Genomic DNA, 13,281 nt, shown 5'->3' with positions numbered 1-13,281 from the left:
TGCGAAATTGTTAAATTTTCTCCTATATCTAAAAGAACTATCTTGCTTTAGTCATGATTAAAGCCACTTAATTTAAAACGTTCTTACGCCACTTCTCAATATATTTACTTTTCAATTTTTTCATAAAGTAAAAATTCATACTTACACCCGATCGTTTGCTTCTTTAAACGAATGCCTGGCAGCAGATGGGAAAAAGCCTTGATTATTAAAATACTGGTCAATGATTTCCAATACACCACTGCCCTCATTTGAAGGTGCGATATATTTTGCGCTGTCTTTTACTTCATCGCTTCCGTTTTCCATCGCGAAACTATAATTTACGTGCTTCAGCATTTCGATATCATTTCCCCCATCGCCGAAAGCCATTGTTTCCTCATCTTTGATCTTCCACTTTTGCTGTAGCAGCTGAATGCCATGGGCTTTGTGGAAACCCGGAACAATCAAATCGATGCTTCCATGGCCACTGGAAACCGGTGTAACGATCGATCCGATTTTCTCTTGCAGCAGCTCCTTTAGTTGAAGCGTCTGGTTCTGCGGGCAAGACAAGGCGAATTTCAAGATTTGATCATCCACTTGTTCAAAATCCGGCACCCTCTTTAAACGGTAATAATACCGGCTCATGATTTCAAAAAAACGGTCGGATGCACGATCCAGGATATAGGCACTTTCTTTGCCGCATAAGACAACGGAAAGGTTTTCGTGCGCTGCCAGCACTTCAAGAATACGGCGTACGTCTTCTTTTCGGACATCTGCCGAAAACACTTCCTGTCCTTGATCCAAAACAAAAGCCCCGTTTTCAGATACATAACCTAGTTCATCTTGAATTTCACTAAAATAGGATCTCAGTTGGTAATACTGATTCCCGCTTGCCACAACAAACCGAATTCCGTGCTCTTTCATTTTCAGGTATTGCTTGAGAAACCTTTCCTGGTCGTAACTCTTTTGTCCGTTCAAAAACGTTCCATCCATGTCCACCGCAATTAATCGAATTGCCATACCCATTCCTCCTTATGTTTAGCCAAGATGCCATGTGCCCATTCATTCGCGCAAGCCTCAGCCTACCGATGAGCTTGCCATCTTTCTTTTCTATGATCCATTCTCTTTCAATACGTGGATTAATCTTTCTGCGCTTAGAAACATAATGGCAGTAAAGGCCAAAACGCTCAGCGGGAAGATGCCAATTGTGAATTACGAAGCCATCAATCCAAGCAGCGGCGGGATAAAAGTGCTGCCCGAATAGGCGACGGCCATTTGGTAGCCCATGATGGTCTGGGAATGCTTTTTCCCTAAACGCACGGGCATTTCATGCAGCATGCACGGGAAGGTCGGCGCAAGCCCCAAACCGACCAGGATAAAACCGGCAAGTGAAAAGACCGAAGGCAATGGCAGGAAAAGAAGCACGGCCCCCATTCTACCATTCACCTAAAACTATCCAATACCTAGCCAAAGAGAGTTGCGCCTCTCTTAATTCTTACTGATTGACTTGGACGCTTCCATCTTCCATAATTCGAATCGGCTGATAACTGTTCATAAATTCCAATCCCACGGACCCATTCGAGTTCAAATCCGTTAGCCCATTTATATAGGCTTCCACATCTGTGATCAATCGATAAAAGAAACAAATTCCATTACCGATATCGAAAGACTCTTCAAATACAAAACGTTCTCCGTACTTCTTTTCAAAATAACGGCTTGCTTCTTCATGACTTTTGAATTTTGGCAAGTCGGTCTCTTCTTGTTTGCTAATCCACTGGTTCTCTGTCATCTTTCCACCCCTGAAATTTGAGTTTCTATTCTTTGTTCATTTTAATTTATAAACACGTTGGTATGCTTAAAGATTTTTAGTAAAACTCACTAGTGATCAAAATTTTAAAATTAAGTAGAAGTTAAATAAACTTGATGGAATGCAATGCACGGATGGCACTTGTAGCATGCTCTCCCCAATGCTCTTCTAAACCAAATTTCCACTCCCATACCGCTTCGATGCCATGACCCTGCTCATATAAAAGGAGTCCTTTCTTAAGGTCGCTGTAAATTCCCATAATATCGTCATCCAGACAACCGTTCACTGGAGTTTCAGCGTGATAAGGATCGAATATCTCCGTGTATACGTTATGGTGTTTAATATCGACTTCCGGCAAGGGAAAATCCACATCCGGCAAATGCTCTTCTTCAACTTCAACTTCCGGCAGGTCCAGGGCGTTTGTATACAGTTGGGAAATAATTCTGAGCAGTTTTTTGAAGCTTTCCTCTTCATCAAAAGAACGGGATGAATCAATAAAATCACAATAGGCTGTAGCAAGAACGCGAAACGCTTCCACTTCTTGGCTTTGCATCCTTTCACTCCTCTCTCCCTTTGTATTTAAACAGCCGCTGATAACTTAGTGATATGTATGCGCAATAATCCCTATCTTTATAAAACGTTAATTTACTTATCTTTTACCGGCGTCCTCTAGCAATGGCTGAAAAGAAGCACATGAAAATGGATTGTATTTAGTCAATCTTCACGTTAATTGCCCTTCTAATTCAGCTGAACTGAAAGATATGTAATTAGAAGGAGACTGACATGGAACAAATCAGTATCCTTCTTTTCTTAAGGATAGGCACTCTTATGTTAGGGCTTCTGCTGATTCTCACTTAATATACATATCTTGGTCATTCTTTTTAAGGGATTTCCCGGCTTGATATATTTTTGATTCATTAAAATATTGCGCCCTGTACCGTTCGCAAGTCAAAAAAGCAGTGAAAATCAGGGTATCCAACATCGTGGCAATGTTTGCGGGTGTCCAACAAATCCTTTTCCGTCACTGGAGCGTTTTTTTAATTTCCCTCTCCCTCGTTACCATTGTCTGTAGGATACGATTTGATAAAAAAGCCATTGGACTCCGACCATTCAGCGTAAAGCACTTCTTCCACATTGCTGTAGCCCTCTTTTTGCAGCTCTTCATAAAGCCAGTCTTTGGACTTGCCAACATACTTCAGGATTTCTTCGTTTATTTTCCCTTCATCCACAAATAGGAAGTTCAAAGGTTCATCTGCCGGTTCCAAGTTAAGCATGGCCGGCGTAACAGACCCGTGTTTCGCATATTTTTTCAAGCTGATGGTGCCGCCTGGTTCCAGGTACAGGTCGCGGACTTCCTGCAAGGAAAAAACACCTTCATGGCGCAACATCGAACGCAGCTGCTCCATTTCAAGATGATTCGCTTCCAGCGCCTTGATGTTGAATTGCCCATCACGAATCAAGATCGACGGCTCCCCTTTCAAATAAATGCGCACCTTGTCGTACCGTTTGGTCAGTTTTTCAATGATGAAAAGCAGGAGGCCCCAGACAGCAACCGCAAACCAGACATGAAGTGCGGAAACTTTGTCATCATAGATGCTTTCCTCCAGAATGCCTCCCAAGACGATTGAATAAATGAAATCAAAAGGCGTCAGCTGAGACATTTCTTTTTTCCCCAGCAGCCGCGTCACGGCCAACAAGGCAATCAATCCGAAAAAAAGCTTCAAGCCAATATCCAAATACGTCATCGACTCCACCCCTAAACTTCATTTTGTGTTGCTTAATGATGTAGAAGACAGATTACTACTCCATACCCCCTTTTCATTTTTAAAACCTGCGTAAAACTGTGCACCATTTTGAAGCTAGAGCAAAGAACAATTGGGCAGCCGCTTTCAACTGAAGAACACTCCTATTTGATTCAGCGCAAAAAGCCTCCCACCGTTTCAGGCAGGAGACAATAATATTTATTCAAAATTCTAAGCAGGTCAAACAACCCTGGCATGCTGTTGTTATGGGGGTGAAGCAGGCAAAAGTTTATGAGATCACTGCTCTATTGATGATGGGCTTTAACCACGGAGTCAGCGGGATTTTCTATTTTCCATAATGCCAGCTTAAGGTGATTTTCAAAAATCGTTCAACATGAGGAATATTCGTACATTCCTCTAAATGGGGCGAATTCAATAAAGAAAAATAAAAAAATCACTATTGAACCACTAAGTTTTCCAGCAACAACTGCAAGTATTGGAGCTCCATTCGGAAATTATATTTACGAAAAATGCACCTTATTAGAAAATCGTGCAAAGTAGGAATCAAGACTTGGTTTTATATGACACAATCTTCCGGATAAAAAACCTGGAGTTAAATGCCCTCAATTAATGAACTGCGTTGTTTGATTTCTTTTATGGAAAGGTACAAGGTGTAATTCCCGTAATCGAGAGTGGCATTCAAAAAAAGATTTAATTGTTCTTGGGAAGCCACTTTTATTTTCAAGTGGTAACAACCTTCTCCTGACACCCGATGCGCTTCAATAACCTCTTGTCGTTCGTTAAGAAAATCTATGAACTTCCCGTGGTTTGCTGTTTTCATGTAAATGATGACAAAAGCGGTATAAGAAAAACCTAACTTCATTTCATCAACGATCAGGGAATAAGCTTTAATGACACCGCTGTCCTCTAGTTTTTTGATGCGATTCCCTACTGCCTGTCCTGACATATGAATCTGTTCACCCAGATCTTTCCACTGGATTCGCGAGTTTTCAGACAATAATCGAAGGATTTGAAAATCAATTTTATTAAGTTCCATAGTCGATTCCTTTCATGGTGAAATGTTTTAACGCAAATATGCTTCATCAGCCTATCGATAAAAACCTGGAACCTGTATATCATTAGCTTGTAGGAAAAATTTATGAATGGGGTGGAAAAATGAGCACAGCTTTAATCATTGTTGATATACAAAAGGACTATTTCCCAAACGGAAAAATGGAATTGAGTAATCCTGAAAGCGCAGCTGCCAATGCAGCTAAAGTTCTGGAATGGTTTAGACAAAATCACAAAGAAAATATTTTCCATGTTCAGCATATTGCCAGCAACCCCGCTATGGGATTCTTTCTTCCAAACACGGAAGGCATTGAAATACATGAAGCGGTTCAGCCGTTAGAGCATGAAAGCGTCATCGTCAAACATTTCGCAAACAGCTTTCTACAAACTGAATTAGAAAATCAATTAAAAGAAAAAGGGATAAGCAAAGTAGTGGTGGTGGGCATGATGACACATATGTGCATTGATGCCACCGTGCGAGCTGCTGTGGACTTAGGCTATGAAACAACTTTGATCGAAGATGCTTGTGCCACAAGAGAATTGTCTCACCAGGATCATGTCGTCCCAGCAGAACAGGTTCATTATGCATTTGTCGGCGCACTCCAAGGTATGTATGCGGAAGTAAGCTCGACCGAGGATTTCTTGCATCAGAAAGCCGAAATCCTATAGAAATAATGATTTCAATATAAATGGGAGCTTGTTTTTTTGCAAAGTCCCATTTTAGCTTTCTCTTAATTCATAGAGAAGACTCGGTACTGCACCCCCAAAGATAACTTTTTAACTTTGGGGGTGCAGTATTTTTGCTGCAAACAGGATTAGCTTTACCTTTATACATACAGCAACCGATACGTATTGATAAGTTAACTAGTTTTTAATTCCTCGTATACAGACTACTTTTAACAAAAAAACTCAACGTGCTTTATTCCCAGCGGAAGTAAGGCTGGTTAGTCAAAATACTTTTTGATAAGCTCCATTTGCACATCAGGGTTTACAGAGTGCTCGTCAGATGCATCAAGAAATACTTGTGCCTGAAGTTCGTTCATGTAATAACCCGTAGTTAACCCGATATCATCCGCAACATAGCCTAATATTTCTCTCATCGCCTGATTATACCTTTCTCGTCCCTCTTCTGAAGTGCTGTCTCCTCCACCCTCTCTTGAAGTGTAGTCCATTGTACCAATCAGCGCTTTGATGCCTGCTAATACCATGGCCAGTTCTTCTGTTTCATTACTTTTGATTTCTACCTGTACGGCATAGTCCCCTTTATTCGTTAAACGGGTTTGGATCATGTAATCATTTTTTTTCATCTTTTTACGCATCCTTCTGGCATGACTTGTTGAGAAGCGTCTTCTGCTCCTACATTTTACCACTTACCAGAAAGTTAAGAAAAGGTGTTCACCTGCTTATCCACTTCTAGTGCAAGTCACTGACAGACTATGGATGGAATTTCCATAAAAGAGCTTCCCAATTACGATAGTGCTATATAATGAACGTAGAAGAAAATCTTGCCTAGAAAACTTACTTTGAAAGCGGGTGCCAGATGTTTGTTGTCGATGATTATATCACTTTAGTATCCAGTAATTTAGCAGAGAAGGATGACCTTTTGCTCTCATACCTTCACAAGGTCCGTGAACTGGAAATTTCGCCGAATGTAAAGAATCTCCTGTTTACTCTCTACATCGAACCTTCCAGATTCGAACTCACTTTTGTTCTCTTCGCGTATGATAACCACGCAAATGAGGTAATGGGACTCTCAGAAGGTGGAAATTTCTTCAGCAGTGTGTCTTCACCAGAGATTCCTTACCTTTCCCTTTCCAACTCCGAATTCAAAGAGTATGAGGCGTTTTATGAAGAACATGAATGGGAAACTGACACTAAACAGCAGGAGGTCTTTTTTAACTGGTTTCTTTCCAATTGGAAAGTTGGAGAACAGGGCCAACACCCGATGCCCGTGTACCTGCAAATCCACGATGAGGAAAGAACACTGGACTTAAAGCAGGAAAAGTGGATTTCTTCCGAAAAAATATGGAAACAATAATTTTTTTAAAACCGTTCGTAAAAATATACTTTTCCAAACGAAAAGGGATAGAAGACGCTGATCAAAGCGCATCTTCTATCCCTTTGTATTTTATAATTTTTGATAAATTTTGATATGTAAACTAAAATTCTTCAGAATGCAGTTTACATCTTTACAATAATCTACTACAAAGTGCGTGTTTTATCCTTCTCAGTTATTTTAAAATGAATACTAAATGATTCCCCTCCATCGATATGTTTTGGAACACCTGATAAATCGAGTAATTCGTTTATGTGGATGGATTTTTTTTGATTAGCTTCTATCGTAATACGATACGGACCAGCTAAATTCATAAGTGATTCCATTCGTACATCATCTTCCATGAAAAATGAATCTATAAATTCCAATTCAAATGACACAGCCTCATTACTTCGATTATGTAATTCCAGATTGCATTCCCCATTCATTTTTTGGTCCATTAACTTGAAATTGCATTGACCATTATTATCATATGATATGGCTGTAATGCCACTTGCTAAGGTTTCTTGATATGTGGTGATTAAAAGATTCGGTAAAAATGTATATACTAGAACCACAATGAGTATTGATCTAAATTGGTATTTCTTCATTCCGATGAAAAGTAAAATTAAGGCGATTATAAACAGAAAGGACCCCATTATCCCAAGTGAAATATATCCATCTTGATTCCGAATTGGAAATGACATAAATGTAGTGCGCGCCTCTAACACCGGATTATTCGGAAAAGGAAAAAACAAATACATACAGATACATAAAATAACAAATGAACTAAAGAGTGCTAATTTATTTTTTACCATTCCATTCTTTTTCTCCATTTTTTCTCCCCCTCCATAACGTGTTGATATGTAAACTATGCCCTTCACAGTTCCAGCTTGAATACCTGACAGTATAGCCTTATGAATGTATTATTTTTTCTTGAAAATCCACTTTCTCTTCTTGCTCTTAGCAGTTCATTGGAATCGCAATTCTGAATGTAACTTAATTTAGGATTAAGTTACATTCAAACTGAGTAGAAATTTTCTTGAATTCCCTATCGGCTGTTCATCCGAATCCAGACCCATCCCAGGCTGGAGACTCGCTGCGCTATTCCTGTTGCAGTAACTCCTCAAAATCGTTGTAAATATCTTCCATGATGAAAACGCGGGTGAGCATCTCATTTACATAGCGGTCAATATCCAGCCAATCGAGCTCTTCGTCGTCATCTTCCGTTTTGTAGATAAGCTGCACTTGACCCAGACCTTTTCTGATCAACTCTTTCCCAAGCTCTCTCTGCCCCTTCGCTAAATAATATTCCCCCAACTCCAGGTAGTTTCCAACAAAATAAGGACCGTCTTCGATCGATTTTTTTAAGAAGGCCTCATATTGGAGGCTATCTCTACTTCGATAGTAATTGGCAAGGAGAAGTGAAATCATGGAAGCAATTTTCGGATCTGCTTTGTTTAGCGCACCCTTTGCTTGTTCAACCAACACATAATCCAACTCTCCTCTATGCAAGCGCGCAAAAAGCAAAATCAAAACGAAATAAATCGGCTGGTCGTTGTGATGCGTCAACGCCTCTTTGGTATACTCAGCTGCCTGTTCATAATCCTCAATGGGAGCTAAGGTTTCCAGCATAATCAATCGATTCCACCCTTCTAGATCATCGGGGTTTTTGTGTACATAATAGATCAATAAAGCTTCCGCCTTCTCTAATTTCTCCTCGTTAACTAACGCTGTTATTTTTCGCTTTAATTCGCCATCTTTCATTTTCTCACCTCATATCTCTTTATTTATTGGCTAACCCCTCGTTTTCACCTGTGTTGCCCTTTATTCTCCGTCTTTTCCTCCACCTTTAAACTAGGATTTTGAATGTAACTTAATTGCTATTAAGTTACATTCAATCTCAATAAAAGTTTTCTAATAACTGTTCCTAAAACTTAATAACTCGGTATGTAAATCCTGCCGGTATCAGTATCTATGACAAAATCAACTTCAATATCCTCCGAATAGGGAATTTGCTCAAAGCTATGAAGTCGACAAAATACGTCAGGAAAGTCGAAGTATTCATAAGTTAATTTATCTGCCTGAAGATACATCTGATTTAATTGCTGTTTCGTACACTTTTTCCCCGTTAATAAAACTTGGATAAGGTATCCTTCAATTTCAATAATCATCAAAATCACTACTGGGTGCTAATCAGTTATATAGCTTAAATTTTCATTGCTATCTTTTTTTCAATGTTTCTAAAAATAAGGTAGAACAAGTACTCCGAATGTAACTTAATTAGAATTAAGTTACATTCGGATTATTAAATATGGGCAATTTGTTGTTTATGGAATAATGAATCCCCATTCCCAGAATTTCGTTCCCTGAGCGATGATGATCTTTTCAAGCCAGTCTTCAAAGGTCATACCGATAAACATGTTATCTTCGAAGTCATACCCAGTATCCATAACATAGAGGTATCCATTTCCTACCATTTTGTCTGTAACAATCAAATAGCAACCATCATATCCATAGGCGATTGGAAACCAGTTGTCCGGATAGTCATAACCAGGGATGGCTCTATGTTCCAATATCTCGTCTACAGTAAAAAGCTCAAATCCTCCCCCATATTCGGGGTGGGTAAAAATAAGTCCACCATTGTGCAGTCGAAGAAATTCTTCGTAGTCTTCCGGTAAAGTGAACGGCAATTTCTGCAGTTCCTTTCCTGTTGCCGGAGAATTAAAGGCTACTTTCATTTTTTCAACGTATCCCTCTTCCTGTTGAACTTCCAGAAGACCCTTTGAATCTAGGCGCTTCTTCAAAGCTTCTAAATTAATTTTTATTTTAGACACTATCTATTCCTCCTCTAATTGTTCCTTTTTATCTTTAAAACTGAATGTAATTTAACTGCACATAAGTTACATTCAGCTACCTTATTTTATTAGCGATTTTTACTCTTCGAAATTGATGAGAAAAATCCTTAATAACAGGCTAAGCATGCTCCTGAAAGAAAAGGCATATTAATTGCCAATTCTCATGGCTCACGATGATTTTCTAAATGAATTAGAAAGCTGAGCTTTAGGGATTTGTTTATGAATAAGGCCTACTGCAAGATACGCTAATCCACCGCTTAGAGTATTTAACATCAAATCATCCACATCAAAGGATCCACGCTTTGTGAAGAATTGAAGCCCTTCTATTATCAAACTGCCGTAAAGAATAACTTGCCATGAGAAAGCAAATTTTATATTCTTTATTCGCAAGTATGCTCCTAGAGGAGCAAGCATTAGCATGTTAATTAACACAGCAGCTGTAAAAGTTGAAAGGTTTGCTTCGGAAGCATAGGTCAAGAAGTTGAAAGGCATGAAATTGGAGTCGGTTGATTTCGAATTGCCCCTAAAAAGGGTAATAGAAAATAAAAAGACTAAGTACAGTATCATAGCCAAGTTTATATAGATGGATTCAATTTCAAATTCTTTCATCAGAAACTTGAAACAGCCAAAAATGACGAAAGCCAGCAAGAATCTCCCTAGTATATAAGGAACCGGCGAAGCAGCAAAAACCACAATTAGTTCATCAATAAAATAATACATAACGAACTGGGAGGTTAGCAGCGATAAGACTATTAATATGAAATTTTTAAGCAGATGCATTTTCCCACCTCAAAAGGAACTTTCAGATATCTAGATTTCACCAAAAAAAATAACTGGAAAAGTGTATATTGCAAATAAAAGGAAGGAAAGTAGCTATATTTATTGCTTCTTTCCTTCCAATAACTTCTGATATGTAAACTGGATTCTATTATTGAACCTCCAAGTTTCAACTTAGAAAATCCAACAAGAGCATTTGCCATTTTATGTTTTTGCCGCATACATCGGTTTCTTCTCATACCGGTAGGCAAGAACCGCATTTACTACGGCCAGTATGAAAGAAAAGACACCCAGTGAAACGATTCCCGTTCCAAACGTAGCTTGAGCATTGGGGATATCCTGCATGATAAACCGAGTCACCACATGCCCGCTTGCCAAATACGTGAAAGGGTTCAAATGGGCAATAATATTAAAAGCTTCGATGGATTTGAAGACCATCGGTGAACCGATCACAACGACCAGTGTGATCAATAAGCTGACCAGGTTGTTCTGGACGAAAAAGCTGATCAGCGAGATGAGCAGAACCAGGCTGAGTATGCCCAGCAACTGGAGAGTCAGCATCTTCACTAAAACAATCCAGATTGGGGACGTTTCCGGTAACTCCGCCGAATAGAGCAAGACTGGATATAAGGCGTTTCCTGGGCCTTTCACAAGGCTGGCCATGACAAAACTGATGGCCAGCGTGGACAAGTAAACCGTTCCGGCCAACAGGCTGCTGAACCAAATCCGTTTGGCTAACAGGCACCTAAAGCTCATCGGCAACAGCGTTTCGATGTTCATTCCTTTTTTATACGAGTTCAGGAAAACTTCTGTCAACAGAACAGCTAAAATCAGCACGAATAAGACGGGGAACAGCGAATCCATCACCCGAAAGACGTAGTTGAACCCGAAAGTCTCATAGCCTTCAGTATCCGGCTCTTGTTCAAGTGCCTGTAACTGCTCATACATTTCGAGTTCCCCTTTTAAGACAAACACATGCTCAGCAGGAAACAGCGCTCCTTCCGCTTGTTCATTGGCTTCCAATTGCCGGTTCACGAGGTTGATGGAATAACCCAACGCCTCGTCCCATTTTTCTTCCTCTGCTAATTGCAGCGCTTTCTCAGACCACATCGACTGCTCCATTACATCCTGATGGCCTGATTCGAATGATGCGACTTCATCGGCTGAGTACGCCACGCCATCATTCTGCAAGTCCACGTAATACTCTTCCAAGTCCTTCGTTTCCTCGTGATGATCGGTTAGGCCACCCTTATAGCTAGAAAAATCCCCGGACGTCTGGTTAATCACATACAGACCGACAATGGCTACCAATAGAAGAAGCAACGGAACGGAAGTGGCTCGATTTTTCACGGTTTTTTTTAAGAGAAATCGATAATAATTCATCCCTTGTCGTCCCCCTTTTTTATCATGGACAGAAGTAAGGAGCCATCTTCCATTTCGTACATGTAGTCGCAGACCGCATACAAACTATCATTTTGGTGAGAAGAAAATAAGATGCAAGCCCCATCCGTTTTGGCGTCCAGCAAATACGTTTGAAATTTCTTCAGGCTATTGGTGTCCAGGCCGATGGTCGGTTCATCAAGCAGCCAATAGCTCGCCCCGCTAACGCCATACATGGCGAGTAACACCTTTTGTTTCATGCCAAGCGAATATTTTTTGATGGGCGTCTTGATGTACGAATCCATCTCCCAAAAAGAGACGATCTCTTCGATCGGCCGGTCAGACTGGTTCCAAGCATCTTGTGTAAAGCGCAAATAATCCCATCCGGATAAATTAGGGTCTAACCATTCCACCGTCTCAAAGTAAAACAACTGTTTTTTCACTTCCAGTGCAGAAAGCAGGTGGTCGTTTTCCTGAATAGCTATCGAACCTAAAGGCTCGCTTCTGAGTCCACTGATGGTCCGGAGCAATGTGGTTTTTCCGCTGCCATTGCGTGCAGACAAGCCGTAAATCGTCCCTTTCCTTAACTGCATATTAGCTCCGTATAACAACGTTTCTTTTGTTTTTAACTGAATATCACTCACTACTAACATAAATTTAAACAGCCCCTTTCGCGCCAAATGATTACTAAGTTTTTCCATTACTAATAGCATACTGGAAATAAGAACGAATAGATATTGCCTAAAAACATCTTTTAAAATCAAATGGATTTAAATTCATTGAAAGAGAAAGAGTGAAAATCTCTAATCGAACTCTGTAGACTGTCTGAACATAAATGGGTAAACAGTTTTCGTTAGCGGCAAAGAAACTTTCGTAATACAAGCAGCTAAATCAAGAAATTCCAACTAGCGGCTGCCTCCTGTCTTACCTAGTTATATGAAAAGAAGACGTTATTTATTGGTTTAAGTTCTTCCGAATTCTGATTATTTTATTAAATATAATTCATCTTCCATTTCCTGCTTCAAAAAACCTATGCAGATGCAAGAAAAAGAGAAGAAACCTATTTAAGGTTTCCTCTCTTCCGATAAATTCACGATATGTAAACTAATTAATTATAAATGAAATCTTACGAAGCATGGAAAGCAATACTTAAAATAATAATATTTCCCCAGTCAATTTTTTCTACTAGGCTATGTCACTGCTCGTTAAGAAAATACATAAATTCCCTTCCGCCAACAATTGGAAAGGCATTTTCTCCATTATTCGGTTTTATTCCAGTCCTTAAATGTAAAAACAATAAAGAGGATAATTGACAGGCTGTAAATAAGCAGAAACCATGAAAATACTATTTGGTGGATGACCCCTACAATGGAGTTAATAAAGACAAGGATTGCCAGCACTAAAACAAAAATTGTTTTTTGTTTTTCAGTTACCTTCATAACGCTTGGATGTTTATGTTACTCATATGCATCCTGCCTCCAATCATATGGTGTTCCTGGAATCTCCTAATAACCAGCGATCATTTCGCTGCAAATACGAAGCTGGTTAATAACGGCTTAAATAGTTCCAACAACGGATTTACAAACTTTTTTTTCTTTCCATAACACTTGATGGTTAAACCCAAATCCTATTGGA

14 protein-coding genes and 1 pseudogene are annotated in these 13,281 nt (G+C 39.6%); 2 read left to right on the top strand and 13 right to left on the bottom strand.

Going from position 1 to position 13,281, the window contains the following annotated elements:
- Window positions 1–141 precede the first annotated feature (141 nt).
- From EGV91_RS14320 to EGV91_RS14295, 6 genes and pseudogenes are all read right to left on the bottom strand, one after another.
- Window positions 142–996 carry a Cof-type HAD-IIB family hydrolase gene (locus EGV91_RS14320; protein WP_135504832.1) on the bottom strand — a complete coding sequence of 285 codons (855 nt, stop codon included), beginning with the start codon at window positions 994–996 and terminating at the stop codon, window positions 142–144.
- A 90-nt stretch (window positions 997–1,086) separates the two neighbouring features.
- A pseudogene (locus EGV91_RS14315) lies at window positions 1,087–1,407 on the bottom strand (MFS transporter); the annotation flags it as partial.
- Window positions 1,408–1,471: 64 nt separating this feature from the next.
- A complete protein-coding gene (locus EGV91_RS14310) occupies window positions 1,472–1,765 on the bottom strand; it encodes a hypothetical protein (protein ID WP_135504830.1) in 294 nt (97 codons plus the stop codon).
- A 121-nt stretch (window positions 1,766–1,886) separates the two neighbouring features.
- A complete protein-coding gene (locus EGV91_RS14305; protein WP_135504828.1) occupies window positions 1,887–2,336 on the bottom strand; it encodes a DUF5063 domain-containing protein in 450 nt (149 codons plus the stop codon).
- Window positions 2,337–2,820: 484 nt separating this feature from the next.
- Window positions 2,821–3,528 (bottom strand): DUF421 domain-containing protein, encoded by a 708-nt coding sequence (locus EGV91_RS14300; protein WP_135504826.1) that lies wholly within the window; start codon window positions 3,526–3,528, stop codon window positions 2,821–2,823.
- A 610-nt stretch (window positions 3,529–4,138) separates the two neighbouring features.
- Entirely contained in the window at window positions 4,139–4,582 is a 444-nt protein-coding gene (locus EGV91_RS14295; RefSeq protein ID WP_135504825.1) for an Lrp/AsnC family transcriptional regulator, read from the bottom strand.
- A 119-nt stretch (window positions 4,583–4,701) separates the two neighbouring features.
- Here EGV91_RS14295 and EGV91_RS14290 point away from each other — a divergent pair, with 119 nt between their 5' ends.
- Entirely contained in the window at window positions 4,702–5,265 is a 564-nt protein-coding gene (locus EGV91_RS14290) for a cysteine hydrolase family protein (protein WP_135504823.1), read from the top strand.
- A gap of 275 nt (window positions 5,266–5,540) precedes the next feature.
- Here the strand turns inward: EGV91_RS14290 and EGV91_RS14285 are convergent, their stop codons facing one another.
- Entirely contained in the window at window positions 5,541–5,903 is a 363-nt protein-coding gene (locus EGV91_RS14285) for a hypothetical protein (RefSeq protein ID WP_135504821.1), read from the bottom strand.
- A 233-nt stretch (window positions 5,904–6,136) separates the two neighbouring features.
- On the opposite strand from EGV91_RS14285, the gene EGV91_RS14280 reads away from it, so the two are divergent.
- Window positions 6,137–6,634, top strand: coding sequence for a hypothetical protein (locus EGV91_RS14280; protein ID WP_135504819.1), 498 nt, complete (start codon window positions 6,137–6,139; stop codon window positions 6,632–6,634).
- Between the two features lie 164 nt (window positions 6,635–6,798).
- Here EGV91_RS14280 and EGV91_RS14275 read toward each other — a convergent pair whose 3' ends face one another.
- The 6 genes from EGV91_RS14275 to EGV91_RS14245 all read right to left on the bottom strand — a co-directional run bounded on the left by EGV91_RS14275 (window position 6,799) and on the right by EGV91_RS14245 (window position 12,299).
- Window positions 6,799–7,467: a hypothetical protein gene (locus tag EGV91_RS14275; protein WP_241666195.1), complete on the bottom strand. Its 669-nt coding sequence runs from the start codon at window positions 7,465–7,467 to the stop codon at window positions 6,799–6,801.
- Between the two features lie 268 nt (window positions 7,468–7,735).
- Entirely contained in the window at window positions 7,736–8,398 is a 663-nt protein-coding gene (locus EGV91_RS14270) for a tetratricopeptide repeat protein (protein WP_135504817.1), read from the bottom strand.
- Between the two features lie 563 nt (window positions 8,399–8,961).
- Window positions 8,962–9,468, bottom strand: coding sequence for an SMI1/KNR4 family protein (locus EGV91_RS14260; RefSeq protein ID WP_135504814.1), 507 nt, complete (start codon window positions 9,466–9,468; stop codon window positions 8,962–8,964).
- A gap of 189 nt (window positions 9,469–9,657) precedes the next feature.
- Entirely contained in the window at window positions 9,658–10,269 is a 612-nt protein-coding gene (locus EGV91_RS14255; protein WP_135504812.1) for a VanZ family protein, read from the bottom strand.
- 201 nt (window positions 10,270–10,470) lie between these two features.
- Window positions 10,471–11,649 carry a hypothetical protein gene (locus EGV91_RS14250; protein ID WP_135504810.1) on the bottom strand — a complete coding sequence of 393 codons (1,179 nt, stop codon included), beginning with the start codon at window positions 11,647–11,649 and terminating at the stop codon, window positions 10,471–10,473.
- Window positions 11,646–12,299 carry an ATP-binding cassette domain-containing protein gene (locus EGV91_RS14245; protein WP_158290623.1) on the bottom strand — a complete coding sequence of 218 codons (654 nt, stop codon included), beginning with the start codon at window positions 12,297–12,299 and terminating at the stop codon, window positions 11,646–11,648. The genes EGV91_RS14250 and EGV91_RS14245 overlap by 4 nt, the downstream gene beginning before the upstream one ends.
- Window positions 12,300–13,281: the final 982 nt, after the last annotated feature.

The sequence above is a fragment of the Planococcus koreensis genome, from assembly GCF_004761975.1.
Classification (GTDB): Bacteria; Bacillota; Bacilli; order Bacillales_A; family Planococcaceae; genus Planococcus; species Planococcus koreensis.
The sequence above is the reverse complement of the archived record's forward strand: the minus strand, read 5'-3'. Positions and strand labels throughout refer to the sequence as shown.